This window comes from Nodularia sp. LEGE 04288, from assembly GCF_963896525.1.
In the GTDB taxonomy this organism is placed as follows: Bacteria; Cyanobacteriota; Cyanobacteriia; order Cyanobacteriales; family Nostocaceae; genus Nodularia.
The window spans coordinates 40,484-67,398 of sequence record NZ_CAWQOY010000127.1 but is presented as its reverse complement, the minus strand read 5'-3'; the positions used below and the strand labels follow the sequence as shown (position 1 = coordinate 67,398).

The 26,915-nt window shown below is 41.1% G+C and carries 26 protein-coding genes; 11 read left to right on the top strand and 15 right to left on the bottom strand.

Going from position 1 to position 26,915, the window contains the following annotated elements; all coding sequences use genetic code 11:
• Positions 1–2 precede the first annotated feature (2 nt).
• From hisA to AACX33_RS16955, 3 genes are all read left to right on the top strand, one after another.
• Positions 3–773 carry a 1-(5-phosphoribosyl)-5-[(5-phosphoribosylamino)methylideneamino]imidazole-4-carboxamide isomerase gene (gene hisA, locus AACX33_RS16965; RefSeq protein WP_194002528.1) on the top strand — a complete coding sequence of 257 codons (771 nt, stop codon included), beginning with the start codon at positions 3–5 and terminating at the stop codon, positions 771–773.
• Positions 774–988: 215 nt separating this feature from the next.
• Positions 989–1,552: a hypothetical protein gene (locus AACX33_RS16960; RefSeq protein WP_194002530.1), complete on the top strand. Its 564-nt coding sequence runs from the start codon at positions 989–991 to the stop codon at positions 1,550–1,552.
• 84 nt (positions 1,553–1,636) lie between these two features.
• Positions 1,637–2,422 (top strand): ABC transporter ATP-binding protein, encoded by a 786-nt coding sequence (locus AACX33_RS16955; protein ID WP_416209824.1) that lies wholly within the window; start codon positions 1,637–1,639, stop codon positions 2,420–2,422.
• Between the two features lie 80 nt (positions 2,423–2,502).
• On the opposite strand, the gene AACX33_RS16950 is transcribed toward AACX33_RS16955, so the two are convergent.
• Entirely contained in the window at positions 2,503–3,270 is a 768-nt protein-coding gene (locus AACX33_RS16950; RefSeq protein ID WP_194002532.1) for a response regulator, read from the bottom strand.
• 716 nt (positions 3,271–3,986) lie between these two features.
• On the opposite strand from AACX33_RS16950, the gene AACX33_RS16945 reads away from it, so the two are divergent.
• A complete protein-coding gene (locus AACX33_RS16945; RefSeq protein WP_194002534.1) occupies positions 3,987–4,241 on the top strand; it encodes a DUF6761 family protein in 255 nt (84 codons plus the stop codon).
• Between the two features lie 308 nt (positions 4,242–4,549).
• Here AACX33_RS16945 and grxD read toward each other — a convergent pair whose 3' ends face one another.
• The 3 genes from grxD to AACX33_RS16930 form a co-directional block, all read right to left on the bottom strand.
• The gene (grxD, locus tag AACX33_RS16940) at positions 4,550–4,873 is read right to left on the bottom strand and encodes a Grx4 family monothiol glutaredoxin (protein ID WP_194002536.1); all 324 of its coding nucleotides are present in this window, start codon (positions 4,871–4,873) and stop codon (positions 4,550–4,552) included.
• A 79-nt stretch (positions 4,874–4,952) separates the two neighbouring features.
• A complete protein-coding gene (locus AACX33_RS16935) occupies positions 4,953–5,210 on the bottom strand; it encodes a BolA family protein (RefSeq protein ID WP_194002650.1) in 258 nt (85 codons plus the stop codon).
• A 590-nt stretch (positions 5,211–5,800) separates the two neighbouring features.
• Complete coding sequence (locus AACX33_RS16930; RefSeq protein WP_194002537.1) at positions 5,801–6,397, bottom strand: hypothetical protein; 597 nt, start codon at positions 6,395–6,397, stop codon at positions 5,801–5,803.
• Positions 6,398–6,573: 176 nt separating this feature from the next.
• Here AACX33_RS16930 and AACX33_RS16925 point away from each other — a divergent pair, with 176 nt between their 5' ends.
• Positions 6,574–8,676: a S8 family serine peptidase gene (locus AACX33_RS16925; RefSeq protein WP_194002539.1), complete on the top strand. Its 2,103-nt coding sequence runs from the start codon at positions 6,574–6,576 to the stop codon at positions 8,674–8,676.
• Positions 8,677–8,697: 21 nt separating this feature from the next.
• Here the strand turns inward: AACX33_RS16925 and AACX33_RS16920 are convergent, their stop codons facing one another.
• The 3 genes from AACX33_RS16920 to grxC all read right to left on the bottom strand — a co-directional run bounded on the left by AACX33_RS16920 (position 8,698) and on the right by grxC (position 10,391).
• Positions 8,698–9,465: a lysophospholipid acyltransferase family protein gene (locus AACX33_RS16920; RefSeq protein WP_194002541.1), complete on the bottom strand. Its 768-nt coding sequence runs from the start codon at positions 9,463–9,465 to the stop codon at positions 8,698–8,700.
• A 101-nt stretch (positions 9,466–9,566) separates the two neighbouring features.
• Entirely contained in the window at positions 9,567–10,061 is a 495-nt protein-coding gene (gene tadA / locus AACX33_RS16915; protein ID WP_194002543.1) for a tRNA adenosine(34) deaminase TadA, read from the bottom strand.
• A gap of 21 nt (positions 10,062–10,082) precedes the next feature.
• A complete protein-coding gene (gene grxC, locus AACX33_RS16910; RefSeq protein ID WP_194002545.1) occupies positions 10,083–10,391 on the bottom strand; it encodes a glutaredoxin 3 in 309 nt (102 codons plus the stop codon).
• A 315-nt stretch (positions 10,392–10,706) separates the two neighbouring features.
• Here grxC and glpX point away from each other — a divergent pair, with 315 nt between their 5' ends.
• Both glpX and AACX33_RS16900 read left to right on the top strand, forming a co-directional pair.
• Positions 10,707–11,744: a class II fructose-bisphosphatase gene (glpX, locus tag AACX33_RS16905; RefSeq protein ID WP_194002547.1), complete on the top strand. Its 1,038-nt coding sequence runs from the start codon at positions 10,707–10,709 to the stop codon at positions 11,742–11,744.
• Between the two features lie 258 nt (positions 11,745–12,002).
• Positions 12,003–13,289 carry a glutamyl-tRNA reductase gene (locus tag AACX33_RS16900; protein WP_194002549.1) on the top strand — a complete coding sequence of 429 codons (1,287 nt, stop codon included), beginning with the start codon at positions 12,003–12,005 and terminating at the stop codon, positions 13,287–13,289.
• A 23-nt stretch (positions 13,290–13,312) separates the two neighbouring features.
• Here the strand turns inward: AACX33_RS16900 and AACX33_RS16895 are convergent, their stop codons facing one another.
• Positions 13,313–13,666 (bottom strand): ArsR/SmtB family transcription factor, encoded by a 354-nt coding sequence (locus AACX33_RS16895; RefSeq protein ID WP_194002550.1) that lies wholly within the window; start codon positions 13,664–13,666, stop codon positions 13,313–13,315.
• Positions 13,667–13,876: 210 nt separating this feature from the next.
• Here AACX33_RS16895 and AACX33_RS16890 point away from each other — a divergent pair, with 210 nt between their 5' ends.
• Positions 13,877–14,413, top strand: coding sequence for a rhodanese-like domain-containing protein (locus tag AACX33_RS16890; RefSeq protein WP_194002552.1), 537 nt, complete (start codon positions 13,877–13,879; stop codon positions 14,411–14,413).
• Between the two features lie 381 nt (positions 14,414–14,794).
• On the opposite strand, the gene AACX33_RS16885 is transcribed toward AACX33_RS16890, so the two are convergent.
• Positions 14,795–15,772 carry a cysteine synthase A gene (locus AACX33_RS16885; RefSeq protein WP_194002553.1) on the bottom strand — a complete coding sequence of 326 codons (978 nt, stop codon included), beginning with the start codon at positions 15,770–15,772 and terminating at the stop codon, positions 14,795–14,797.
• A 356-nt stretch (positions 15,773–16,128) separates the two neighbouring features.
• Here AACX33_RS16885 and AACX33_RS16880 point away from each other — a divergent pair, with 356 nt between their 5' ends.
• From AACX33_RS16880 to AACX33_RS16870, 3 genes are all read left to right on the top strand, one after another.
• Positions 16,129–16,446, top strand: a complete 318-nt coding sequence (locus tag AACX33_RS16880; protein ID WP_194002555.1) for a hypothetical protein — start codon at positions 16,129–16,131, stop codon at positions 16,444–16,446.
• Positions 16,447–16,462: 16 nt separating this feature from the next.
• A complete protein-coding gene (locus tag AACX33_RS16875; RefSeq protein ID WP_194002557.1) occupies positions 16,463–18,544 on the top strand; it encodes a dynamin family protein in 2,082 nt (693 codons plus the stop codon).
• A gap of 340 nt (positions 18,545–18,884) precedes the next feature.
• A complete protein-coding gene (locus AACX33_RS16870) occupies positions 18,885–21,074 on the top strand; it encodes a dynamin family protein (RefSeq protein ID WP_194002559.1) in 2,190 nt (729 codons plus the stop codon).
• Between the two features lie 118 nt (positions 21,075–21,192).
• Here AACX33_RS16870 and AACX33_RS16865 read toward each other — a convergent pair whose 3' ends face one another.
• The 6 genes from AACX33_RS16865 to hpsN all read right to left on the bottom strand — a co-directional run bounded on the left by AACX33_RS16865 (position 21,193) and on the right by hpsN (position 26,862).
• The gene (locus AACX33_RS16865) at positions 21,193–21,765 is read right to left on the bottom strand and encodes a Uma2 family endonuclease (RefSeq protein ID WP_194002561.1); all 573 of its coding nucleotides are present in this window, start codon (positions 21,763–21,765) and stop codon (positions 21,193–21,195) included.
• Positions 21,766–21,785: 20 nt separating this feature from the next.
• Positions 21,786–22,370 (bottom strand): Uma2 family endonuclease, encoded by a 585-nt coding sequence (locus tag AACX33_RS16860; protein ID WP_194002563.1) that lies wholly within the window; start codon positions 22,368–22,370, stop codon positions 21,786–21,788.
• Positions 22,371–22,488: 118 nt separating this feature from the next.
• The gene (locus AACX33_RS16855; RefSeq protein WP_194002565.1) at positions 22,489–23,127 is read right to left on the bottom strand and encodes a peroxiredoxin; all 639 of its coding nucleotides are present in this window, start codon (positions 23,125–23,127) and stop codon (positions 22,489–22,491) included.
• Between the two features lie 161 nt (positions 23,128–23,288).
• Positions 23,289–24,467 carry a hormogonium polysaccharide biosynthesis glycosyltransferase HpsP gene (gene hpsP / locus AACX33_RS16850; RefSeq protein ID WP_194002567.1) on the bottom strand — a complete coding sequence of 393 codons (1,179 nt, stop codon included), beginning with the start codon at positions 24,465–24,467 and terminating at the stop codon, positions 23,289–23,291.
• A gap of 138 nt (positions 24,468–24,605) precedes the next feature.
• Positions 24,606–25,820, bottom strand: coding sequence for a hormogonium polysaccharide biosynthesis glycosyltransferase HpsO (gene hpsO / locus AACX33_RS16845; RefSeq protein WP_194002569.1), 1,215 nt, complete (start codon positions 25,818–25,820; stop codon positions 24,606–24,608).
• A 61-nt stretch (positions 25,821–25,881) separates the two neighbouring features.
• Positions 25,882–26,862: a hormogonium polysaccharide biosynthesis glycosyltransferase HpsN gene (hpsN, locus tag AACX33_RS16840; protein ID WP_194002571.1), complete on the bottom strand. Its 981-nt coding sequence runs from the start codon at positions 26,860–26,862 to the stop codon at positions 25,882–25,884.
• Between the last annotated feature and the right edge of the window lie 53 nt (positions 26,863–26,915).

Genomic DNA, 26,915 nt, shown 5'->3' with positions numbered 1-26,915 from the left:
AAATGGACGTAATTCCAGCAATTGATTTATTAGAAGGTCGCTGTGTCAGACTATATCAGGGAGACTACGAGCGATCGCAAGTTTTTAGTGAAAACCCCGTAGATATTGCTAAACAGTGGGTTGATCAAGGTGCGACCAGATTACATTTAGTTGATCTAGATGGTGCAAAAGCAGGTAAAGTAGTAAACCTAGCAGCAATTGAAGCGATCGCTCAAGCGATATCCATACCCATTGAAATTGGTGGAGGATTGCGCGATCGCACCAGCGTAGAACAAGTATTTAATTTAGGAGTACAATGGGCAATTCTCGGTACTGTAGCCGTAGAACAACCCCAACTAGTCCAAGAACTCTGTGAAGAATTTCCCGAAAAGATTATTATAGGGATAGATGCGCGTAACGGACTAGTCGCAACTCGTGGTTGGTTAGAAACCTCCGAAGTTTTAGCCACCCAACTAGCCGTACAAATGCAAGAATTAGGTGCAGCAGCCATCATCTACACAGATATTCACCGTGACGGTACACTCATAGGTCCCAACTTAGAAGCCTTAAGAGAACTTGCGAGTGCAATATCCATACCCATTATTGCTTCTGGGGGAGTCAGTTCTGTTACCGATTTATTAAGTCTATTAGGTTTAGAAATGCAAGGAGTAAAAGGTGTAATAGTCGGAAAAGCCTTATATACTGGCGATATTTCCCTCAGAGAAGCACTCAGCGCCATCGGTCCCGGACGCATTCAAGACATTCCCCCAAATTTCGACTCCAGCTTTGCATAAGGCGCTTCCAGGCGTTGCTGAATTAAGATATTTGTTGGGCTACGCCCCACTACGCTAACACGCAAAGGCGCAAAGGCGCAAAGGTACGAAGAAGAAGAAGAAGAAAGGTCATTTTGGCATTTCATACTAAAAACGCCATAAAAGCCCTCCGTTCCTCATTTCTCTGTGTCCTCTGCGTCTCTGTGGTTCGTTTCTCTTCATTGGATAATACAGCCGTGACAGCAACATCAACCAACATTCCCACATCGGTTTTTCGCCTGTCTCCGTTAATTCGGATCACACTACTGAGTCTATATATAGCACTCACAGTCCCATTACCATTTTTAGCCCAAGCAACAGACGCACCAGTACCGCCGAAATTCTTGTGGATAGGAATTAGTATAGGCTTTATCGGCTTATATGCAGTCTTAACCGAGCGAGTTATAGTCGATGACCAAAGCATTCAAGTTACATACCCAGCCTGGGTTCCCCGCTTTTTTCGCAAAGGTTGGACATTACCTTGGTTAGATGTCAAAGAATTAAAACCGCGTTCCACTGGTCAAGGCGGACTGGTGTATTATTTTCTCAGTCAGGATGGCAAAGCGTATTTATTACCAATGCGTGTAGCCGGATTTAGCCGGTTAGTGAAAATAGTCGAAACCAAAACAGGCATAAACACAACAGATGTACGCCCATTAGCACAACCGTGGATGTACTTAACTTTGTTAGGATTTACCCTGCTGCTGTTATTAATAGACGCTTGGACTATCACCACAGCATTAGGAATATCTCAGACATAAAACAATCTATTTTCTTCCTTCTTCCTTCTTCCTTCTTCCTTTGTGTACTTTGCGTCCTTCTCCCAAAGGGAGAGGCTAGCGCCAATGCGGTTCGTTCCTTTGGAGAATCAAACTAAAACAGCCCAACTAAGGCTAGAACAAATTAACTTATTCGCCAAGCTGAAAACCCAGCTTCAGGGATACCCCATATTACAGGATATCTCCTTCGAGGTATTTCCAGGCGATCGCATCGTCATTGTCGGACCCTCCGGTGCTGGAAAAACCTCATTACTACGCCTGATTAACCGCCTCAGTGAACCCACTAGAGGCAAAATTTATCGGGAAAATCAGGACTATAGCCAAATCCCCACTCTACAGCTACGCCAGGAAATAACACTGGTATTACAAGAATCGAAGCTGTTAGGAATGACAGTCCAGCAAGCTTTAGCTTATCCTTTAGTTTTGCGTGGTGTGCCTCCACAGACAATTCAACAAAGAATTGCTCACTGGATAGAACAACTGCACATTCCTAGTGAATGGTTGGGAAGAACTGAATTACAACTTTCTGCTGGACAACGACAATTAGTAGCGATCGCTCGTGCTTTAATTATCCAACCAAAAGTTTTATTATTAGATGAGCCAACATCTGCCTTGGATGCTGGAACAGCGGCCAATGTCATACAAGTCTTAACTCAGCTAACTCAAACGCACCAAATCACAATTTTGATGGTGAATAACCAGCTTGACTTAGCCCAGGTATTCTGCACCCGGTTATTATATTTACAACAAGGTCAGTTATTCACAAATCAAGCCGCCTCTGAAATTAATTGGATTAACTTACGAGAACGCTTGATACAAGCCCAAACCCAAGCCGCCGAAGAATGGATTTAGTCAAATTAAAAATTAAGATTCCAACAGCACCATCCACCTGGGGAATTTGGCATTTTGAACATTAATTTATACTGCTGCTTTTAAGTTCTTTGAGTAACTGTAGAGCGTTGATGACTGATTCTTTCTTTCGTTAACTTGGCTGGTGACTGCGGAACATTGGATTTTAAACTTTCCATGTTAAATCTATATCCCACATTCCGGATAGTTTGAATCAAACTAGGTTGACGAGGATCAAGTTCGACCTTTTTTCGTAATGATAAAACATGAGTATCAATGGTGCGGGGATTATCAATTGCGTCAGGCCAAGCACGACGCAGTAATTCTGATCTACTCAGCGCTGCTCCTCCAGCTTGTGCCAAAACATACAATAGACTGAACTCTTGCGGCGTTAAATCAATGAACTCCCCTTGGAATCGGACTCGGCGCTGGACTAAATCAATTTGCAAACTGCCATAATCCAAATAAGCTGGTGCAGTAGGCGTGCGTCTGCGGCGAATTAGCGCCTCTACTCTAGCGAGAAACTCTTGCATACCGAAAGGTTTGCTTAAATAGTCATCAGCCCCCGCCTTTAAACCTGCGACAATATCAGCTTCATTACTACGAGCCGATAACATCAAAATTAAAGGTTGTTGCTGACGATGCAACCAACGACAAAACTCAATCCCATCACCATCAGGCAAATCGGCATCAAGAATCACCAGGGTTGGTTGTTGGCTCAAAAACACTTCTCTTGCTTGATAAATGCTGGCGGCTTGATGCACACGGTATTCCAACTGCTGCAAGTGCCATCCCAGCAACGACCTTAGATGGGGATTTCCCTCAACGATTTCAATACAAACCGAACCCACAGTGGCAAAACCCCTTAGCGTCGATGAATTTTAAAGTAACAAGCCCATGCTCAAGGTTTTGTAGCCATTGTTACTTCCATTGCTATTCGTTTTACATTACCTCATACAAAAAGCAGCAAAATCCTTCACTGATACCTTGCTCAAAGCAGAGTTAGTAATATTCTTTAATTTATTCTTAAATTTTTGTTAGACTTATCAAAAGGTGTTTTTGGTTAAACATCTTCCCTCAGAGGGGTGTCGCTGACCAATAAACTCTCGATAAACAGGGTAAGCTTTACTTAAGCTATATTTTAGCTTTATTGTGCTATCGGATTAAATTTGGGAAAAATTTATGACCGTATTCGCCAATAAACAATTGCAAATTCCAAATTCCAAATTCCCACTTAAAGATTGTTTCTGGTGGGGATTTAAACCCAGAACCAAACACAAGCTCAGTGTAAACTTACTCCCAGGGAGTTCCCGTAGGGTAGGCATATTAGACTTTTTACGTCCTGATAAATTCAGGCAGTTTACACAAAGAATCATAAAAATAACTTACCAAACCATCATATTCCAGTTTTTATGGAATAGGATAGGATCACGTTGTACCTTCAGGAGGATCTAGCTTACGGTAGATTTTTTGTCCTTGAGTTGAAGCGAAGAAGGTGAAAGTAACACTTCACATTTGAGCGTGAATCATTTACAATTCTCATTCTAAAGAGATTAATATAGCAGTTATGCTCCAAGACACACAAACCATCCGCTATTACCAACGAATTACTGACGCCTTCGTCGAGTTATGGAATCGCGGTTATCGGACGGACGATATGCGGATGTATTTGGATGGGTATCTAGCCGCACTGCGACAAAGTAACGCTATTGAACCTATGCTGATTCATCGCTTAGAAGAGGAAGCTGGCCGCTACCTGTACGATTCATCAAATTTTGTTATGACTCAAACTCAAACGCAAGCACAACTAGATTACTATTAATGACTTTTACTTAGTCGTTCATTGACAGTAATCGTTAGGTCAACGCTGATGATTATAGCATATCATTTGCCCAGGTCAAGGGTTTAGTGGTGTGGAATTTGGATATATTTTAGATAAAGCAGTTACCCCCTCTGCCCGGTTTTGGTTTTGCCAACTCGGATGAGGGGATTTTTGAGTAAAAATATATGGTTTTTGTGAAAGTAAGGTGTGTTATACCTTCAGTCCACCGCACTTTATATTGTTAACGGTGCGTTGCGCTGCGTGACAACACACCCTACAAACTCAGCCCTTTGGCTGCTGTATGGATATTAGGAAGCCAGTGCCACTTCTACTAATTGCTGCAATTCACCTTTTTGGTAAAGTTCAATCAGGATATCTGAACCGCCAACGAATTGACCGTCAATATAGACTTGGGGAATTGTCGGCCAGTTGGAATATTCTTTAATGCCCTGACGAATATCAGAGTCGGCGAGAACGTCCACGGTTTCAAAAGGAACTGCTAAGGTGTTGAGAATTTGCACAACGTTGTTGGAGAAACCACACTGAGGCATCAGCTTGTTTCCTTTCATGAAAACCATGATTTTGTTTTCTTGTAACAAATTATCAATTTTTTCTTTGGTTTCTGGAGTCATGGACTTTTTGTTTCCTATGTTGCTAATAGCGAAGATGTCAATAGTCAGTGTTTCAGTTGAACTTGAGACTGATTGATTTTTAAGAAGCTGCTGTTGCTTGCCAAGCTTCGGGAGTATAGGTTTTGACAGCCAAGGCATGAATCGCTTCAGTTGACATAGCTTGTCGCAAAGCACCATAAACTAACTGGTGTTGTTGTACCAGTCCCTTATCGGTAAACTGCGATGAAACTACTGTCACTTGATAGTGGTCACCGCCACCAGTTAAGTCTTGCACCTGAATTTGGGCATCTGGCAGTTCCGCCTTAATCATTGCCTCAACTTGCTGCGGATTAATCATAAAAACCTTGCGCGTAATATGGAAACCCACGACTTTAATCGGTGGGAGGAAACACAACTCGGCACTTTTCATGCCGTTGCCCTTTCGGGGTGGGGTAAGTAGAGGAGTAATGCTTGCCCACTTCCCTTGATGCGGGGAATCGCTTCGCTACTCCGGTAATGTTAGCCTCGACAATGTTAACGGTCGGTAACTATCTAGAAGACACTGGCTTAACCCATAAACCTGTTTAATCCTCCAGTTCTAGTGCCTGGAACTGGCTACGCATCCCAGGGTAGGTCTTTAACTCTTGCCGTTAACGTAGTACGTTTTGTACTGAGTCTGGTAAGCTGGGGCTTCAACATTTGCTGAAGCCCACGACTGAAAGCCGTGGGTTGCTTAACGCAATTCCTGAAAAAACTTACTTTTCTATTATTAACAGATACGCCTATGCAACGTATGGCGTTTTCCGCCCATGAAAACTTCGGGTTTTGGACAGGCTAACGGTAAACGCGCCTTTGAGGATTATTTTAGCGGTTAGCTAAATAAAACCAACCTTTGGTAGCTAGTTCTATCTTAGCATTTGGGTTTTCCCGGCAGATGTGCAGAATTTATCAATTTTGGGATGAACTACTACCTTGTCTGGGAAAGGGTGCATCCACAAAACCCAATTCAAATAATTGCTGATAGGCCTTCTTGCCTAAATCCCGTGTGGGGTTTTGACTCTTAATAATCTGAATTAACAACGGTACGGCTAATTCGGGCTGATTTTGCGCTCGATGTACCAGTGCTAACTGATAGGTGGCTTCGTCGCGCTTTTGGGCTGTTTCTAGGGCTTTTTGACGCTGGGAATCGGAAACTCTCGTATCAATTCCTGTAAAGCTAGCGTTTAATTCTTGATAGAAATTAGATAATTGATTATAAACTTGACGCGCATCTTGGAGTTTTTGAGCTGCTAAAGGGTAGTTTTGAGCAGAAACGGCTTGATCTGCCTCTTCCATTAGCCTTTGACCTCCCGCTATACTCAAAACGCTATTATTTTGGGCTGTAGGACGGAGAGTGTTGGGATCGTTGGGTTCAATGATTTGTACTTGAGTATAAATACTGGGCAGCTTTTGTACTTGAGCATTAACAGGTGATAACAAGCTGATAACTGCGATGAATGATAACGAAGTCAGGCTAATGAAAGGAGGAACGGCGGCAGAGTTCATGGGCTCAAGTAGTGCAACAACTATATAGAAAAGAAATGTAAACTTCGGGTATCTTAACTCTGTTTTCGTCTTTGACAAAAGAAAGTTACATACTTAGGTTTCTCTGATTTAGACTGAAAATCGGTTTGATCAAGTTCCCATTGCTTCTGCATATCAACTCACTAAAATCGCCGATAATGAACGATCACGCTAATGACTCTGATTTTGCTAACACAGGTGTACCAGCAAGCAGTTTGGGAATGATTTTACAACGCGGTGGTGAAGAATTAATTTTAGAAAAAGTTTTAGACCGCTTCACCGTCCGTCCGACAACTGAATTTACTTCCCAACAATTATCTCAGGTTATTTGGGGCATTTGGCAACGTAGTATTCCCCAAGCACATTTAGAACTTTTCACAGTTGGATCTGACCAGTTAGAGTCGGCGATGTCTCAAGCACGGGCGGCTGAAAATGTGGCTTTTGCTGGTCATGTTTATCGAATCAAAGATGATCCTGGCACTTTTGTTTACCTGAGTGACCAAGTTACTGTGCAATTTGCCTCTGGGGTAGATTCTGCCAGATATAATGCGATCGCTTCTAGTTTTGGTTTAACTCAGCCAAAACCAGTCCTGGGTCTTCCTCATACTTTTGTGTATCTAGTCAGCAAACAAGCCAGAGAAAATCCCCTAAAAATCACTAATCAGTTGCAAGGGTTATCAGAGGTGTTAGCGGCTGAACCTAATATCCTCGTTAACAGTGAATCATATTACAGACCCCGTGACACTCTGTATCCTCAGCAATGGTATCTTGACCACAATGGCGGTAACCAGTTGCTGGCGGGTTCTCATATTGCGGTGGAAGCAGCTTGGGATATTACTCGCGGTGTGCGTTCTGTGGTGGTGGCGGTGGTGGATGATTCTTTTGATTTGAACCATCCAGATTTGCAAGGTAGTGGCAAAATTGTTGCCCCTAGAGACTTAAAGAAAAATGGCTTTTTACCTATTCCTGGGGAGCGAGAAACCAGTCATGGAACCGCTTGTGCTGGGTTGGCTGTGGCGGAAGAAAATGGTACGGGAATTGTGGGGGTTGCTCCTGGTTGTGCATTGATGCCGATTCGGAGTACTGGTTTTTTGGATGATGAATCGATTGAGAATATGTTTAACCATGCTCTGGATCAGGGAGCTAGTGTGATTTCTTGTAGCTGGGGAGCTTCTGCGGTCTATTTTCCCTTGTCTTTGCGCCAACGGGCGGCGATTACTCGTGCTGTGACTACAGGACGCAATGGTAAGGGTTGCGTGGTTTTATTTGCTGCGGGAAATGCTAACCGTCCCATTAACGGTACTGTCTTTGAACGAAATTGGCCAGGAAATTTATTACAAGGTAATACAAATTGGTTAAGTGGATTTCCTGTACATCCAGATGTAATTGCTGTTGCTGCTTCTACTAGCTTGAACAAGAAAGCTGCTTACAGTAACTGGGGAACTAATATTGCTCTGTGTGCGCCTAGTAACAACGCTCCACCAGGATTATCATTTGAGGGTAGGGGTTTTATGAATACACAACCTGCGATCGCCAGTACTCTGAGCGGACGCGGAATTTTAACTACTGACCAAGTAGGAACCGCAGGTTTAGATCCCGGTGATTTTACCAACAATTTCGGCGGTACTTCCACCGCTACTCCTTTAGTCGCTGGTGTCGCCGCTTTAGTTTTGTCAGCAAATCCTCACTTAACAGCTCAACAGGTAAAATTTATTCTGGAAGAATCTGCTGATAAAATTGTGGATTCTGATCCAGATCCTCAGTTGGGTATGCGACAAGGTACTTATGACAGTAACGGACATTCTCAATGGTTTGGTTATGGCAAAGTGAATGCTGCTAAGGCAGTGCAAGCAGCCCAGAAACTACTTACTGCTGTACCATCCGTTAGTAAAAAAGTCAGGGTGGAGAATTCCCGTCAGTTAAACATTCCAGATAATTATCAAGCAGGAATCAAAAGTGCGATCGCTATTCAGGAATCCAGCAGTATTAAAGATATTGAAATAACAGTGAATATCACCCATGATTTCTTAGGCGATTTAGAAATTTATTTAATAGCTCCGAATAATCAACAGGTGTTGTTACAAAACCGCACTTTAGGCCGCCGCACTAATTTACAAACAACATACACAATTGCGTCGCACCCGTCCCTCAAACAGTTACTTTCTCTTGCAGCTAAAGGAAATTGGCAGTTATGGTTAATCGACTACGCCCCACAAGATGTCGGAAAACTCAATAGTTGGTCATTGGTCATTGGTTATTAGTTATATTGACTAATAACTGCATCAAGATTTGGAAATATCTGTTAATATATGACTGGCAATTTCTGATTCTTGATTGCTTAATTGTTGTAGTGCTAATCCTAAATCTGATGTGATATTTTTGGCATTTTGTTTCACCTTTCCCACAGTGTATTTTTTGACATTTAATGCACTGCCAATAGAAATTTTCACACCTGTACCCCACTTAGGATAAGGTTGGCTGTAGTTTATACTAATGGGTAAAATCTTTACGTCCAGTCCTGGATGACTAGATTCCGCACTCAAAGACAGACGAGCAATTCCCGGTTTTAACGGGTGAAGCTTGCCATCGCGATAAATATCACCTTCTGGATAAATAACTAATATTTCACCTTGTTGAAGTAATTCCACAGCATGACGCAGAGTAGTAATGGCTGGACGTTGAGGATCTACAGGAAACCCGCCCATATTTTTTACTATCCAGCCTTGCAAACCTTGGCACTCATTGATCGTTACCATAAATCGCAGGTCTCGCCCTGTCACACAGCGACCTGTCGCATAGGGCAGAAGTAATGAATCCCAACGTGACCGATGGGTAGGGGCGAGAATTACAGGGCCAGTTAAGGGAATATTTTCTTGTCCGGTGATTTCAATTTGTCGAAAGAATAACGGTAAAAGAAGATGCCGGCCTAATAGATACAATAAAGGACTTAACCAAGGAGACACCCTCGAAGTAGTATGAGCTACCTTAGTATTTGTTTTGGTACTAGCTGGTGTTTCTGGGCAGGTCTCGTGGTTTGTATAAAATTCCATGATGATGGTAGCTGCTGCTTGTCCTGTAAAATACAATGAACCCTTGATTAGTTACACCGTAGTTTTTCTTTTGTAACTTGTGTTAAAGCTACTGGACAGTTTTATCTCTGTCCGTTATTTCTCTGACGACGAGTTGCAAACCAGGTTTGTAATTGCTGACGACAAGTTGATTCTAAAACGCCTCCCAAGACTCGCAGACGATGATTAGAAGCAAAGCCATCAGGGATGTTGGTAACAGTGCGAACTGCGCCAGTTTTAGGATCGTCCACTCCATAGATCAGCATTCCTAAACGTGCTTGGACAATAGCACCTGCACACATCGGACAAGGTTCTAGGGTGACGTACATGGTGCATTGATTTAAGCGCCAATTGTGTAAATTTTTCGCAGCAGCTCGCAGAGCCAGGATTTCTGCGTGAGCTGTGGGGTCTTGATCACGTTCTTTTCTGTTTTCGCCTTCGGCAATCACATTTCCACCCGAATCAATAATCACTGCACCCACAGGGACTTCACCTGCATCGCCTGCGATTTTCGCTAAGTCTATGGCGCGACTCATCCATTGCCGATGGATCAAATATTCTGGATATTCAATTAACATTTTCCCCTGGCTATTCAGCAATCACAAATGGGCTAAAAGTGAGTCGAGTTGAGCTTTTGCATCTAGCTGATAAAGGTCATCACAACCACCAATGTGTTGATTATTGATAAAAATTTGTGGTACTGAACGGCGACTATTGGCACGTTCGGCCATTTTGGCTCTGGCGGCTTCGTCGCCGTCAATTTTGTACTCGGTGAATCTGACACCTTTCCACCACAGCAACATTTTGGCACGGATGCAATAAGGGCAGGTTTGCCAAGTGTAGATTTCCACGTTGGCTTTAACGCGTTCTGGATGACGACCAAAAATGGGGTTGAGGAAATTCAGCATATTTTTTCTTATGGAGTTTTGTTAATTATCTCTAGCGTAGATGATCGGCGATGGAGTTAACAAAGTATCCCCATACCCGCTAATTGTGGCGATCGCATGACGACAATACTAGTAAACTAGATTAACTATGACGGCATTTACTGGGAAAAAATGAGTGTAATTGTCATTTAGTAGGGAACAATTAGCATTAAGCAGCAAAACTTAACACATCTGGTAGTAGATAGTATTTCCCACGTGTATCCGCCCTTTGGTAGACTTGAAGACTGAAATAGCCAGATAAAAAGACATAAGTCAAGCAGTTTAGAGGGTGACTCTGTGGAAAATACACTTGGATTAGAGATTATTGAAGTAGTAGAGCAAGCGGCGATCGCTTCCTCAAAGTGGATGGGCAAAGGCGAAAAGAACATTGCTGACCAAGTAGCAGTGGAAGCCATGCGGGAGCGGATGAACAAAATCTATATGCGCGGACGCATTGTGATTGGTGAAGGCGAACGCGATGAAGCTCCAATGCTCTACATTGGCGAAGAAGTGGGTATTTGTACCCAACCAGATGCCAAAAACTTCTGTAACCCTGATGAATTAATTGAAATTGACATTGCTGTTGACCCTTGCGAAGGCACAAACTTGGTCGCCTACGGTCAAAATGGTTCAATGGCAGTTTTGGCAATTTCCGAAAAGGGTGGTTTATTTGCTGCGCCTGACTTCTACATGAAGAAACTTGCAGCCCCAGCTCCAGCCAAAGGTTTAGTAGATATTAACAAGTCTGCTACTGAAAACCTGAAAATCCTCTCTGAGTGCTTAAACCGTTCTATTGAAGAATTGGTAGTTGTGGTGATGGATCGTCCCCGCCACGAAGAACTCATTAAGGAAATTCGCACCGCCGGCGCGAGAGTCCGACTAATCAGCGATGGTGACGTTTCTGCTGCCATCTCCTGTGCTTTTGGTGGTACTAATATCCATGCTTTGATGGGTATCGGTGCAGCACCTGAAGGAGTCATCTCAGCTGCGGCTATGCGCTGCTTGGGAGGACATTTCCAAGGGCAACTGATCTATGATCCAGCTGTAGTGCAAACAGGTTTGATTGGCGAAAGCAGAGAAGGAAATCTCGCACGGCTGAGTGAAATGGGCATCAATGACCCTGATAAGGTTTACGATGCTCACGAATTAGCTTCTGGCGAAACAGTTCTATTTGCTGCTTGCGGTATTACCCCCGGTACTCTCATGAACGGTGTCCGCTTCTTCAGCGGTGGTGCAAGGACTCAAAGCTTGGTTATTTCCAACCAGTCTAAGACAGCCCGTTTTGTTGATACTATCCATATGTTTGACGAACCCAAGAATCTACAATTGCATTAGGAATTAGGGAATAGGGACTGGGGACTGGGTATTGGGTATTGGGGACTGGGTATTGGGGACTGGGTATTGGGTATTGGGTATTGGGTATTTGGGACTGTGTATTGAGATGGAGAATTTTCTCCCCTGCTCCCTGCTCCCCTGCTTCTTCTCCCCTGCTCCCTGCTCCCTGCTCCCCTGCTTCTTCTCCTCATCCCTGATACCTATCCAAAATAATCAATCATCAATAATCAATAATCCATTACCAATTAACGATAAATAATGAATATTGCAGTGGTGGGGTTAAGTCATAAAACAGCCCCAGTTGAAATCCGGGAAAAGCTGAGTATTCCAGAACCACAAATGGAAAGTGCGATCGCTCATCTGAGCAGCTATCCCCACATTGACGAAGTAGCAATACTTAGCACTTGCAACCGCCTGGAAATTTACATTGTTACCAGTGAAACAGAGCAAGGCATCAGAGAAGTTACTCAGTTTCTTTCGGAACACAGCAAATTACCTGTGCAGTCTCTGCGTCAACACTTGTTTATGTTGCTCCATGATGATGCAGTAATGCACGTTATGCGGGTAGCTGCTGGCTTAGATAGCTTAGTCCTAGGAGAAGGTCAAATTCTGGCTCAGGTGAAAAATACTCACAAACTGGGACAGCAATACAGCGGTATAAAAACAGTTCTAAATCGATTATTTAAACAAGCTCTGACAGCCGGTAAGCGTGTGCGGACTGAAACGAATATTGGTACTGGTGCTGTTTCTATTAGTTCCGCGGCTGTGGAGTTGGCACAAATGAAGGCGAGTAATTTAGCCGCTTGTCGAGTCGCAATTATCGGTGCTGGTAAAATGTCACGTCTGTTGGTACAACACCTGATTTCTAAAGGTGCTGCACAAATTAGCATTGTGAATCGCTCTCAAGAACGCGCCCAGCAATTGGCAAAACTTTATCCCGATCAGTCTATATATACTCATACGCTCTCACAAATGATGGCAGTGATTGCCGAAAGTGATTTAGTATTTACTAGCACTTCAGCAACTGAACCAATACTTGACCGCACCAAGTTAGAAATAGTTTTAGAGTCGAATCGCTCTTTGATGCTATTTGATATTTCTGTGCCGCGTAATGTCCACAGTGATGTCAATGAACTGGCAAATGTGCAAGCCTTTAATGTGGACGATTTGAAGGCTGTAGTGGCGCAAAACCATGAAAGCCGCCGTAAGATGGCGCAGGAAGCCGAGAAGCTATTAGATGAAGAAGTGGAAGCTTTTGATGTTTGGTGGCGATCGCTAGAAACTGTCTCCACGATCAGTTGTTTGAGAAATAAAGTTGAAACCATCCGTGAACAAGAATTAGAAAAAGCATTGTCTCGATTGGGTTCGGAATTTGCCGAAAAACATCAAGAAGTCATCGAAGCTTTAACACGAGGGATTGTGAACAAAATTTTACATGATCCAATGGTGCAATTACGAGCGCAGCAGGATGTTGAGGCGAGACGACACTGTATGCAAACCCTGCAAACTTTGTTTAATTTAGATGCAGGCGAGCAATTTAGCTAAATTATGGGACATGGGGAATCAAATTATCCCTTTGTCCCCCACTCCCTAATCTCCAATTGTGACAACTGTTGGGTTTGTTCTTGCAGTCGGACGGAGAGGCGATCGCACACTAAATCACACAACTGAAATAATATTGGATCAGCAATTTCATAAATTACACTGACTCCCTCTGGTGTTCTTTTGACAATACCTGCTTGTGCTAAAACCTTGAGATGCTTTGATACATTGGCCTGTCCTAGTCCAGTCTGCGTAATAATCTCTGTAACATTTTTAGCTCCAGGTTTTAAACAACATAATACTTGTAGCCGACTGACCTCTGACAAAACTTTGAAATAATCGGCAACTTGGCTGAGGGCGTTGGGAAATATATCTGACATACAATACTAAATATTTTTTTACTTTTATATTAATTACTCTACTATATAGTTATATAATAAAGCATGAATTAGACAGTGCTTTTGGGGTAAAACTTGGGGAAATCAAGATTTAACCGGGAATAAATGTCGATCTAGACATTTTTGCGGCTGACCGCAGGGTACGTCGATGAAATGTTTTGATGTTCACAATTAAGATCAGAAAGTAAAAATATGACTCCAGAAACTAAATTACAATTAATTGATGTTTTGACTCTCAAAGGCTTGACTGAAACCGAACAAGTGCATCTGATAGATGTGCGCGAACCTTCCGAATATGCAACGGAACATATTCCAGGTGCTAAACTTTTACCCCTTTCTCAATTCCAACCAAAACAAGTACCTTTTCAGCGTAATACTAAAGTGGTGCTTTATTGCCAATCAGGAAATCGCTCTAACCAAGCCGCACAGAAACTGATTAATGCTGGATTTTCAGATTTCGCTCAACTACAAGGGGGTATTACCCGTTGGAAACAGTTAAATTATACAACTAAAATTAATAAAAATGCCCCAATTAGTTTAATGAGGCAAGTACAAATTGTAGCTGGTTCATTAGTATTTACAGGAAATATTTTGGGTGCTTTTATTTCGCCTTGGTTTTTAATTTTGAGTGGCTTTGTAGGCGCAGGCTTAGTATTTGCTGGAGTGACTAACACTTGTGCTATGGCCATGTTATTGGCGAAATTTCCCTACAACCAACCCGTGAAATAATTAGTGAACAAGATTTCGACTTCCTCTGTTTACCAAAGAACCATCGTGTACACACAAATGATTAAATGGCTGCAAATCCTTTTAAATGCCATACTTCGGGATAATTTGCCAAAGCACATTTGTGACAACTTAAAACCAATTATCAACCCTTATACCAATTATTTGTGAGGCTGCATATTATTTTGACCCCCCTACACCACAAAAATCCGGTTCCCTCCTCGCTTGCGGGGAGGGTTAGGGAGGGGTTCTTTCTATGCATCTTTATCTGAAATTGGTATTAGTCTCACTGACATTTTTAGACTTTGAAGTTGTCCCCCAATCACTTGTGTGTACACCGTAGGGAGTAAGGTTTGATAGAGTGAGATACTCCCATCCCCATAACTAATAACTAACGACTAATCCTTTTGACGCTAGCCATTCACGGTTGAAGATTCGGGACTGATACCGGGAACCGCTATCACATAAAATGGTAGCAATAGTATGTCCTGGCCCCATCTGTTTTGCTAAAGCCACAGCAGCTCCAACATTAATCCCCGTAGAACCGCCCATTAATAGCCCATCCTGCCGCAAAAGTTGATAAACCACCCGCAAAGCTTCTGTGTCATCTATTTGGATAGCATCGTCAATGGGTGCGCCTTCCATGTTGGCAGTGATGCGGCTATTACCGATGCCTTCAGTGATAGAACTACCCTCAATCTTAATTTCACCAGTTTTGATATAGCTATATAGTCCGCTACCCATAGGGTCAGCAACCACACATTTAACAGCTGGATTTTTTTCTTTAAGATACAAAGACACACCAGCAAAAGTACCACCAGTACCAGTTGCAGCAGTCCAGCCATCAATTTTACCGTTGGTCTGACTCCAAATTTCCGGGCCTGTAGTTTCGTAGTGGGCGAGGCGGTTGGCTAAATTATCAAACTGATTTGCCCAAATAGCATTATCTAACTCCGCGGCGATTCTGCCAGATAGTTTGACATAGTTATTGGGGTCTTTGTAGGGAACAGCCGGCACAGGACGCACTTCTGCGCCCAGAGTGGTGAGGGCATCAATTTTTTCTTGGGATTGGGTATTGGGAATAATAATCAGGCATTTATAGCCTTTGGCATTGCAAATATGTGCTAAACCAATGCCTGTATTCCCAGCAGTTCCTTCAACCACAGTACCACCCGGTTTAAGTAGACCCTTTTTTTCTGCATCTTCAATCATGTAAAGTGCAGCGCGGTCTTTGACAGAACCCCCAGGATTTAGAAATTCTGCCTTACCAAGGATTTCGCAACCTGTTTCTTCACTAAAGCTGTTTAACCGAATCAGTGGTGTGTTCCCAACAGTGCCGACAAATCCATTTTTGATATCCATTTTGACTTTCCTGAGTTCTGGTCTATAAAAATTTTGGCGTATAGCGGTGATAATATTGACAGATTTGGCAATCAAAATACAAATACACCATACACATTCTCATATAGTTAAAACTTCGATCACCTCACTCGCTCATTCTCTGCGACTCTGCGTGAGTCCCTGACACAATTATTTTAAATATTTCTGGAATGCAAGTGCAGCAAGTGGAATCTAACTTTTAGTGTTTCATCAGCCAGCAATACTAAATCCAGAAGAAGTTTCACTATGGTTATCTCAATTCCTTGTACTATAATATACAATAGACCTATTTTATTAGTGCTGTTATCATTTCATTGTTTTAGATGGAGTTGAGACTGATGACATCCCAAGATAATCGCCAGAAAGAAATAGAGCAACGAGAACGCAAATTGCGGGAAAGAGAAGTTGAATTACGACTGCGGGAAATGGAAACCGAGATTAATGCACCTATTCATCAAACAATTAAGCATCAGCCGGATAATTCCCAAAAACCCTGGATGAAAAAACTTGTTCTCGGTGGAAAATTATTTCTTCTCGGTGTAGCAACATTGGTAGCTGTGAGAATAGCCTCAGCAGTCGCGGGAATAATCATGATCTCTGCATTGGTGTGGATATCTTACAAACTATTTTCTGATTCCAAAAACAATCGTAGTTAATTACAGGGTAATTGTGATGAACCAACAACTTGATACTGATAGATTTATCAACGATTTAGAACGGGTCGCTCAAGTGCGTTCGGAAATTTCTGGATGTTTGAGCAGAATGGCTGATACTATTAAACAAGCAGAGTTGTCTGGGGAATCTTCTTCAGGAAAACTCAGTTTAGAACGAGATATTGAAGATATTACGGTAGCTAGTAAAAACCTGAAAAAAGGTGTGTTTCGCCTTTTAGTTTTAGGCGATATGAAACGGGGGAAAAGTACGTTTCTTAATGCCTTAATTGGGGAAAATTTACTGCCAAGTGATGTTAATCCCTGTACAGCAGTGTTAACGATTTTACGTTACGGTGCTGAGAAAACAGTCACCATTCATTTTAATGATGGTAAGCATCCCCAAAAGCTAGATTTTTCCAGTTTTAAGTATAAATATACGATTGACCCAGCAGAAGCTAAAAAACTAGAACAGGAGAAAAAACAAGCTTTTCCTGATGTTGATTATGCAGTTGTAGAGTATCCTTTAGCATTATTAGAAAAGGGCATTGAAATTGTTGATAGTCCAGGCTTGAATGATACGGAAGCCCGAAATGAATTGTCTTTAGGCTATGTGAATAATTGTCACGCAATTTTGTTTGTGATGAGAGCTTCTCAACCTTGTACTTTGGGTGAGCGTCGCTACCTAGAAAATTATATTAAAGGTCGAGGATTGTCGGTTTTCTTTTTAATCAACGCTTGGGATCAGGTGCGAGAATCTTTAATTGATCCGGACGATACAGAGGAGTTACAAGCTTCTGAAAACAGATTGCGGCAAGTATTTAAGGCGAATTTAGCTGAATACTGTACTGTAGATGGTCAGGATATCTACGAAGAACGTGTGTTTGAAGTTTCATCAATTCAAGCGCTGCGACGACGACTGAAGAATCCCCAAGGGAATTTGGCGGGAACTGGCTTTCCAGAATTTATGGGGTCACTGAATACTTTTCTTACCAGAGAACGTGCGATCGCCGAACTCCGCCAAGTGAGAACATTAGGTAGACAAGCTTGTAAGCATACCCAAGAAGCAATTTCCAGGCGTTTACCATTACTTGATCAAGATGTCAACGAATTAAAAAAACGGCTAGATTCTGTAGAACCTGAGTTTAATAAACTCACTAGTATTCGGGATGAATTTCAAAAAGAAATCATCAATACCAGAGATACCCAAGCGCGAAAAATTTCGGAATCTTTCCGTGGTTATGTCTTAAATTTAGGCAATACTTTTGAAACCGATTTCTTACGCTATCAACCGGAATTAAATGTTTTAGATTTCCTGAGTAGTGGTAAACGGGAAGCATTTAACGAAGCACTGCAAAAAGCCTTTGAACAATATATTGCTGATAAAGCTGCTAGTTGGACTTTAACTGCTGAAAAAGATATTAATGGCGCTTTTCAAGAACTTTCTCGCAGTGCTGCACAGTATGGCGCATCTTACAATCAAGTCACAGACCAAATTACCGAAAAACTCACCGGACAGCCTGTTAAAGTAAATACTCATTCCACCCCAGAAGATGATAAATCCCCAGGATGGGCAAAATGGGCCATGGGATTGTTATCTTTATCTAGAGGAAACTTGGCTGGTGTAGCTTTAGCTGGTGCGGGATTTGATTGGAAAAACATTTTATTAAACTACTTCACTGTCATTGGTGTTGCAGGAATACTGACAGCGGTTACAAATATTTTTCTCGGCCCCATTGGATTTGCTTTGCTAGGCTTGGGAGTAGGCTTTTTACAAGCAGACCAAGCGCGTAAGGAGTTAGTTAAAACTGCTAAAAAGGAGTTAGTTAAATACTTACCACAAATAGCCCATGAACAATCTCAAACTGTATACGATGCAGTGAAAGAGTGCTTTGATTCATATGAAAAAGAGGTAAGTCTGCGAATTAATGATGATATTGTCTCTCGCAAAGCTGAGTTAGATAATCTGATTCAGCAGAAAGAAACACGGGAAATAAATCGTGACAGTGAGTTACAACGGTTGAAAAAATTACAGGAAGATGTAATAGTTGAAATGCAACAAATTGAGGCAGTGTACAGTGATTTGTTGGCTTACTATAGCTGATAATTATTTCTGGTTTAGCAATTCTCTATGATAAAAATTTAGGGTGTGTTGTCTCGCAGCGCAATGCACCGGCAACAATTCCAGGTATAGCTTGTAATATTAAATAACTAACTGCTTTAAGAAGCCAAGAACGCCAAGGTGGAAAGGGTTATTTATTAAGTGCAAGTTTATATAGCAGTTTTTGCCTTATAGAGACGCAATTCATGCAGTCTTTTGATAAAATACGTAATTAATTAACCACAGATGTAGACGCGTTAGCGGTTTGCCGTAGGGTACACAGATAAATAATTGGTTTATTAGACCGGGAAGCACTATCGATAATTTATATAATCAGGCAAAGATGCAACAACAGTCTGAAGGTTACAGGAATTTAGCAGATTCTCTAAAATCTGCATCTGCATTACTAAATTTAGAATTTCGGTCATCATTGAATCAAGATATTATTACTGTCTGCAATCATCTAGTTAATCCCAGTTTTCGCATTGCGGTTTTTGGCCCTTTTAATCATGGTAAGTCTACTTTATTAAATGCTATCTTGGGAACTCGCACGTTACCAATTGATTTGATTCCCACCACAGGCGCAATGATTACTGTTAAATATGGTTCAGATGTGCGGACTCGCATCATTTTGGTAGATGGTACAGAAGTTGTTCGCAGTGGGACAGAGATTTTACAGCAATTTGCTATTCTTGATGGTAATAGACAGATGCGAAAAGATGTCGCTGCTGTGGAAGTGTTTTATCCCCATCCGCTTTTGAAAACTGGTGTAGAATTTATCGATTTACCAGGAACAAATGATCGAGAAGCACAAGATAATTTAGTTAAAGAGAAACTTTTAAGTGTAGATTTAGTAGTTCAGTTACTAGATGCGCGCAAGTTAATGACTTTAGGTGAACGAGAAAATTTGCGCGATTGGTTATCTGACAGGGGAATTAAAACAGTTATTTTTGTGGCTAATTTTCTGAATTTATTAGAACCTGAAGAACAGAAACAAGTCCAAAATCGCTTGCTATTTGTGGCGGAAAGTTTTCGTACAGATTTACCTCCAGGTTTTAGTAATTTATATCGGGTTGATGCTTTACCTGCTTTACGCGCTAGATTAAAAGGTGATGTAGCAGCTGCTAGTAGTAGCGGTTTAGTAGCATTTGAAACTGCGTTGCAGAATATTGTGAGTATTTTACAACAAAATAGCGGTGGTGTAAGGTTGCCAAGGGTGCAAGCGATCGCATCTCAAATTGAAGTATCATTAAAGGCTAAAATTGACCCCCTTTTAGATGAAGTTACCGCCATAAACGAGAAGCAAAATAAAGAAATTGTTATTAAAGAAAAGGCTGCTAACGTAATTAGTCAAGGTTTTACCAAAACGGTAAAAGAGTTATCTGATTGGCTACAATTACCTAATTTACTAAAAAAATATCAAACTGATGGTGCAATTGCATTAGCAGAAAATAAATTTAATACTTGGCAAACAGAAAGTATAAAGAAAGACTTGAAGGAGTTAAGGCTAGCTGTAATTAAATGGCTATATGATGCTTATGATTTCTTCAAAGAACAAAGACCAGAAGATTTATTAATTCTCTTTCCTAATCAACCGCAAATACCCCTACCACCAAAGCCAGGTAAAACTGATGAGTTAAGCGAACCGGGTTCAATTGCCGTGGGTGGTGGTATTGGTTGGTTATTAGGTGGACCACTAGGTGCTGCTGTAGCTGGGAGTATTTCTTATTTATTAAATAAGAAGATTCAAGAACAAGATGACCAATTAGCTAAGGAATCTTATCATCAGCAGGTTGCTAAACTTTGTATTCAAGCTATGGAAGATTATTTATCTAATTTCAGTAATCAAGGTTTATCAATCTTGGCTGAGTATGAACAAAAAGCTGATCAAGTTATTCGCTTTACAGTCACCCCAGAAAAGCCAGAAGTTACTCAAAAGCGTGCCGATTTACAGAAATTACAAAATTCTTTTAATCAGTTATTGCGTGAGTTAGAAAAATCAAAAATACCTTTAAATTATCAACCTTATGCAGAAATACCCAAAAACCAAGATACTAACCGTGTATATATTCCCAAACGGGAGAGAGTGACTTCCACACCTGAGAAGACGCAAACACAAACCAGGGTAGAATCTCCAAAACAGCAAGTTTCCCCACCTCCTAAAGCTTCTCCTCGTCCCCAAGAGGTGGACGCAAAATTTCGCAATTGGGAAGTTGAAGAAGAAATAGCGCAGATGAAAGCAGAAATGCGTTCTCCTGGTTCTCAAAATCGCCAACAACAGCAAACCCAAAATAAACAAGCATCTAACCCACCCAAAACCCAGGCGGAAAAAGATAAAATTGCTCGCGCTTATCGCATTTTGAAATTAGAACCTAGTGCTTCTTTGGCTGAGGTGAAACAGGCTTATAAAACTTTAGTGAAAAAATGCCATCCTGATTTATTTGTAAATCAGCCACAATTGCAAAAACAGGCGCTGGAAAAGATGCGGTTAATTAATGAGGCTTATGATATTTTAGCAGATAATTATAAGTGAATTTGATTTTAAACTAATAAGCGATCGCACATTCAGAAAAATATAAACATCGCTCTCAATCATTCTCACAACAATAGCCAAGAAGTAGAAGGTTTTCTATTTAATTTTATTCCTCCAATTAGGAATTACGAATTATATTCACATCTTCATAAATGTCTGTCATTGTCAAATTCAACCCAATAGAATCCAAACGCAATTTATCATCTTTACCCAAAATTTGCATTGACCAGCTACCCGAAAGTTCTCGGCGATAAACTTCTACTTTGATTTGGTTTTGGTAAACTAAGACATATTCTTGCAAGGTATCTAGAGTTTGGTAATTAATGCGTTTTTCTCGTTTATCTGTGGTTTCTGTTGAGTCAGATAAAACCTCGATAATTAAACTAGGATGAGTTTTAAAATATCTTTCTTTATCTTCGGGGTCACAGGTGACTAAAATATCAGGGTAGTAGAATATATCGGCATTTTGTACTTTGACTTTAAGTTTCATGTCTGAGATAAAAGCACGACAGGAACTTCCGCGAAGATGAGGACGTAATATGGTGAGAATATTACCTGATATGAGGTTGTGTTCTTCACTAGCACCCGCCATTGCAAAGACTTGTCCGCCTATATATTCATGACGAATATCGCTGGATTTTTCGGCTTCTAGGTATTCTGCAACTGTGAGAATATTTAGAGGAGATTGCATAGTTTTGATTGTTTTTGTGATTACCAAATTTTATCCATCTTCAAAACAAATCCTGATACAACGGGTTCGCCGCTAACAGTATCAGGATTTTCTAAACATTCTTCTGGTTGTCCAGGACGATAAATATAAACTCGGCGATGTTTACGGTCAATTAACCAAGCTAATTGGATTTCTGCTTCCTGCATATATTCTACCATTTTGTCTTTTAATGGTTGCAGGTTATCAGATGCTGACCTTAATTCAATCAGAAAATCTGGACAAATAGGGGCAAATTTTTGTTTTTGTTCTGATGTGAGTTGATTCCACCTGGCTAATTTTATCCAGGAAGCATCAGGCGATCGCTCTGCACCTGTTGATAGTTTAAACCCTGTGCTAGAATCAAAACAAATACCCGTGTTGTCTTGTTCTGCCCAAACATATAACTGTCCAGCTATATTAAAGTTGCGGTTTCCTGTTTCTGAACCTGTGGGCGGCATAATTGAGATTTCTCCACATTTATTCCTCTCAATGCGTAAGTCGCGGTTTTCTTGACAGAACTCAAAGAATTGTTCGTCTGTCATGGGCATTGATGAGGGAAAATGCAATATCAAAGGGGATGAAAGCATGGTAAATCTCTCCTACTTTGCTAACCCAAATAAGTTAATTATATCTATATATAAAAATGGTGGGTTCCGCGATCGCTAACCCACCCTAGGAATATACTAATATTGGTGTTACTGAAATTTACTTGTTAGGTTGAGGTGTCATCCGCAAATAAGGTTTGATTTCTTTGTAACCTTTGGGGAATTTCTCTTTGAGAACTTCGGGATCTTTCAATGAGGGTACAATTACGCAGTCTTCTCCATCTTTCCAGTCAGCTGGTGTGGCTACGCTGTAATCATCTGTTAATTGCAGAGAATCAATTACTCGCAATAGTTCATCAAAGTTGCGTCCGGTGCTGGGGGGATAGGTGAAGCTAAGACGCAGTTTTTTGTTGGGGTCGATAACGAATACGGAACGCACTGTGATGTTTGCAGCTGCGTTGGGGTGAATCATGTCATAAAGGTCAGAAACCTTTTTGTCTGCATCTGCGAGAATGGGATAATTGAGAGCAGTTCCTTGAGTTTCTTCGATGTCTCCTACCCAGCCATTATGGGAGTCAACATCATCTACACTGAGTGCGATCGCTTTGACGTTACGCTTGTCAAATTCTGGCTTCAGTTTGGCAACTGTGCCTAATTCTGTGGTACAAACAGGCGTGAAGTCAGCAGGGTGAGAAAACAGCACTACCCAGCTGTCACCCGCCCATTCGTGAAAGTTGATATCGCCGTGTGTAGAGGCTTGTGTAAAGTTGGGTACTGTATCACCAAGACGGAGAGTCATGCAAGATTCCCTGTAATTTAGAAAGGCTTATGTATTCTACATTGCGATCATGGCATAAATCACGGTTTCTCCATCGGCTTTTAGCAGTTTGTAACAAAATTTTAATTTTTTAACGTATCAAGAAGTACAAATTAATTAAATTTTAATAAACATAGCATTTCTTAATCTGTGATAATTTTTTGGTAGGCTTGGATAATTTGACGCGCGATCGCACTCCAACTAAAATACTCTAAAGCATATTTCTGGGCATTTATTCCCCGTTGCTGACATTCTTGGGGATTTTGCAAAGCTTCTCTAATTAATTCGACAAAAGCTTCTACCTCTGTTGCACCTACCCAACCCGACTTGCTATCACGCACCTGTTGCCAAATATGCACCTGGTCAGAAATAACCACGGGTATACCTGCTACCATAGCCTCAGCGACAGCAATCCCAAAATTTTCATAGTAAGAAGGCAAAACGAATAAATCAGCAGCTTGTAGTAAACTAGCTTTTAACTCACCACTGACAAAGCCTGTAATCGTAGTTTGCGATCGCAATAGTGAATTGGCAATCTGAGCTTTAATCTTTTGCTCATAATCTGGATCTTGAGAATTTGTCCCAGCTAAAACAAAGTGAAAATTGCACTCAGACTCTAAAAGCTGTTCTAAAGCTGGAATCAACAAATCTAAGCCTTTTTTTTGGTCAATGCGCGACATAAACAACACTAAAGGCGAATCTGGCGGTATTCCCAATTTATTGCGTACTAAATTCTCCTGATTTGCTATCTTTTCCGGGGGAATCACACCCAAAGGAATCACCAAATCTCGTGTGATTACCCCAAAGCGTTCTGATATTTTCGCTTCTTGTTCACTTGTAAAATGAATTGCTGCTGCATCAGCTAAATTACGCCGTTCAATAAGTCCAGCATAAATCTGTTTTAATTGCTTTTTCTTGCGTAAATCAGCCGGATCAAGAGTTCCCAAAGGACGCAAAATATAAGGTAGCTTTTGCTGATGACAGACCCTAGCCGCCGCACTGCTTACCGGAGAGAATAAAGCATGAATATGTGCCAAATCATATTCACAAGCGTGAACTTTTAACCATTTTAGTAAATCCAGAGAAAACTTATAGCGACGAAATGGCGCGCAACGAAAATAAATAATTTCATAACCATCTTGTTTCACTGGACAATTTAAAGTCACATCCAGAGATTTTTGTCCACTATCACCATTACTATCAGTTGTGAGAATCGTAACTTCTACGTTTTCTTTCGCCAAAGCAGAAGCCAGCCCAATTACCATTTGACTGGGACCACCATAAACCAGAGAAATAGAAGGAATAATTTGTAAAATTTTCATATTTTTGCGTTCTTCTTTGCGTCCGTATGCGAACCTTTAACTATTAACCAAAGTGAGTTAGACGGAACCTAACCCCAACCCCTTCCCTGGTAGGGAAGGGGCAAAAAATCTCTAATTTGGTACGAAATAATAGGCTTTTTAAGCCTCTCTCCTTACAGGGGAGAGGTTTGGAGAGGGGTTATATCCGTTAATCAATTCTTGATAAAACTCAAATTGCTGCTGTGCTAAAGCCTGATTAGTATATTTATTCATTGCCTTTTCGTAACCTTTTTCAGCCATACTCTCAGCAAAATCTGGTTTTTCCATTAACTGAATTAAGCAATTAGCCAAAGCTGGAATATCACCTTCAGGAAAGACTAAACCAGCATCACCAATTACATGGGGAATTTCTCCAGAATCAGAACCAATCACCGGAACTTTGCAAGCCATAGCCTCTATTAGGACATGACCAAATTGTTCTTTCCAGCCTACAGCAGTCAAAGTTTTAAATTTATAAGTAGTTTCTGAAGGTAGTACCAAAGTATTCATTAAGTTGATATAATTGACAACTTGATCATGGGGGACACTTTCGACCACAATCACCCGTTCTCTAATATTATTTTCTGTAGTAATTTTGATTAATTCTACTTGTAACTCTCCCCGTCCTAGTAATAATAATTTCCAAGGTTTATTTAAGATAGTTAATAAAGCTTGCAGCAGAGTCAATAAACCTTTTTCTGGGACAAAACGCCCCACAAATCCCACCACAAAATCATCAGAATTAATATCCAATTTATCGGCTAATTCTGGTTGCTTTTGCGGCATAAATAAGCGTTCATCAACACCCAATTGTGGCATAACTTTAATTTTACCTTGATATCCCCGTTCTCTGAGAACTTCTGCCCCATCTTGATTCCCAGAAATAATACCGTGACTATGGTTAAGATTAAATTTTTCTAATAAAGCAATAGGGAATTTTAGTTCGTAGGGCAGATTCCACCAAGTAAAAAAGATATTTTTTGCTTTGAGTCCTAATAGCTGATTCAGAACAATCATCTGAGTATATGCTAGTCCTCTAGAACCTTGTTCCACTTGGATAATTTGAGGGCGAAATTCTCGTAATAAAGAGATTAAGTCAGTTCCAAAGGTGAGAAGACCTTGATGATTTTGACTAAAGTTAGAAATTGGGACAATTTTAAAATTGCCTTCGTCGCGGTATTCAGTAGTAATAATTTTATTTTGTACACCCCCAGGTTTCCAGGTTTTAGGAACGACAACTGTTACTTCAATTCCTGGTTTTAATTGAGCTAAAGCGCGTAACTTTTCACAATTAAGGTCTACAATATAAGAATGACTTGCAACTAAGATTTTCATAAAATTTGGGTATTTGTTAATAGCCAGATATCAGAAATGACTAATGACCAATGACCAATGACTAAACTTGTTGATCAAGGTGACTATAAGTTTGACCATCATTCCAGATTGACTGAATGACAGTACCCAAGGCTTTGAAAAAACCTAAAGTGTAAAAAATCCCGCGAGTCACAATTTTCATGGGGGAACCACTTTTGTTACAAGGCGGGTGTCCGAGGACGTGACAGTCAAATAAAGCGGCGTAGAGACGTAAAGCTTGCATGGCGTTGAGGTTCTTTAGCCCCATTAAGAAATGATTGTGATAGAAGGTGAGTTGATACTTGAGCGATCGCATACTAATATCATGACAACCCCCAGTTTCTTCGCCCAAATGGATCAAACAAGCGTCTGGATCATACCAAATTTTATATCCCGTCTGTCGGATTCGTAAACAAAAGTCTGATTCTTCGCGCACCGCACTACCGCGAAACCTCTCGTCAAAGTTCAATCCGTGTTGAGTAAAAATTTCGCGGCGAAAAGACATATTGCAACCCCTGGCTGTGAGGACTTGCTGGGGTTTGATTGTGTGGACTAAATCAATGTGATACCAAGCAATTCCAGGGTCCATTGCTTCGGGAGGTAAATATTCAATCTGCAACTCTCCACCCGAATCACTTAATTTATCTCTGTCAAATACCCGCCCAGCCACAGCCCCAATTTCTGGATTCTGCACATAGTTTTTGGCATGGGCGGCTAAGAATTCCGGGGTGATTTTCACATCATCATCAATAAATAAAATTATTTCACCTTTTGAGCGCCGCACACCATAATTACGCGCCCCTGGTAAACTCGCCCAATCTAAGCGAAACCATTGAATTTTATCTGCGGCTGAGATTTCTGCTAGGTAAGATTGAATTTCTGGTTTGTGCGTGGGAGATTGGTCTACTACCAAAACCTCAAAGTTGGGATAGTGCTGATTTAAAACATCTATAATACTATCCCGCAGTGTTTCTTCTCTTCCATAGGTGGGAATAATGACAGAAATCAAAGGCAAATCATTCATCTTTTTTGATATTCAAATAAACTTGCGGTTTGATCATGGAATTGTCTAATGAA

Coding starts and splice junctions, on each gene's coding strand:
- AACX33_RS16930 (WP_194002537.1), bottom strand. CDS start 6,397: ATGAACTCTGCCGCCGTTCCTCCTTTCATTAGCCTGACTTCGTTATCA.
- AACX33_RS16945 (WP_194002534.1), top strand. CDS start 3,987: ATGCTCCAAGACACACAAACCATCCGCTATTACCAACGAATTACTGAC.
- AACX33_RS16855 (WP_194002565.1), bottom strand. CDS start 23,127: ATGACTCTCCGTCTTGGTGATACAGTACCCAACTTTACACAAGCCTCT.
- AACX33_RS16885 (WP_194002553.1), bottom strand. CDS start 15,772: ATGGATATCAAAAATGGATTTGTCGGCACTGTTGGGAACACACCACTG.
- AACX33_RS16865 (WP_194002561.1), bottom strand. CDS start 21,765: ATGCAATCTCCTCTAAATATTCTCACAGTTGCAGAATACCTAGAAGCC.
- AACX33_RS16925 (WP_194002539.1), top strand. CDS start 6,574: ATGAACGATCACGCTAATGACTCTGATTTTGCTAACACAGGTGTACCA.
- AACX33_RS16900 (WP_194002549.1), top strand. CDS start 12,003: ATGAATATTGCAGTGGTGGGGTTAAGTCATAAAACAGCCCCAGTTGAA.
- AACX33_RS16880 (WP_194002555.1), top strand. CDS start 16,129: ATGACATCCCAAGATAATCGCCAGAAAGAAATAGAGCAACGAGAACGC.
- AACX33_RS16875 (WP_194002557.1), top strand. CDS start 16,463: ATGAACCAACAACTTGATACTGATAGATTTATCAACGATTTAGAACGG.
- tadA (WP_194002543.1), bottom strand. CDS start 10,061: ATGTTAATTGAATATCCAGAATATTTGATCCATCGGCAATGGATGAGT.
- AACX33_RS16890 (WP_194002552.1), top strand. CDS start 13,877: ATGACTCCAGAAACTAAATTACAATTAATTGATGTTTTGACTCTCAAA.
- hisA (WP_194002528.1), top strand. CDS start 3: ATGGACGTAATTCCAGCAATTGATTTATTAGAAGGTCGCTGTGTCAGA.
- AACX33_RS16860 (WP_194002563.1), bottom strand. CDS start 22,370: ATGCTTTCATCCCCTTTGATATTGCATTTTCCCTCATCAATGCCCATG.
- AACX33_RS16870 (WP_194002559.1), top strand. CDS start 18,885: ATGCAACAACAGTCTGAAGGTTACAGGAATTTAGCAGATTCTCTAAAA.
- grxD (WP_194002536.1), bottom strand. CDS start 4,873: ATGACTCCAGAAACCAAAGAAAAAATTGATAATTTGTTACAAGAAAAC.
- AACX33_RS16920 (WP_194002541.1), bottom strand. CDS start 9,465: ATGGAATTTTATACAAACCACGAGACCTGCCCAGAAACACCAGCTAGT.
- hpsP (WP_194002567.1), bottom strand. CDS start 24,467: ATGAAAATTTTACAAATTATTCCTTCTATTTCTCTGGTTTATGGTGGT.
- AACX33_RS16935 (WP_194002650.1), bottom strand. CDS start 5,210: ATGATTAATCCGCAGCAAGTTGAGGCAATGATTAAGGCGGAACTGCCA.
- hpsN (WP_194002571.1), bottom strand. CDS start 26,862: ATGAATGATTTGCCTTTGATTTCTGTCATTATTCCCACCTATGGAAGA.
- AACX33_RS16895 (WP_194002550.1), bottom strand. CDS start 13,666: ATGTCAGATATATTTCCCAACGCCCTCAGCCAAGTTGCCGATTATTTC.
- hpsO (WP_194002569.1), bottom strand. CDS start 25,820: ATGAAAATCTTAGTTGCAAGTCATTCTTATATTGTAGACCTTAATTGT.
- AACX33_RS16955 (WP_416209824.1), top strand. CDS start 1,637: ATGCGGTTCGTTCCTTTGGAGAATCAAACTAAAACAGCCCAACTAAGG.
- grxC (WP_194002545.1), bottom strand. CDS start 10,391: ATGCTGAATTTCCTCAACCCCATTTTTGGTCGTCATCCAGAACGCGTT.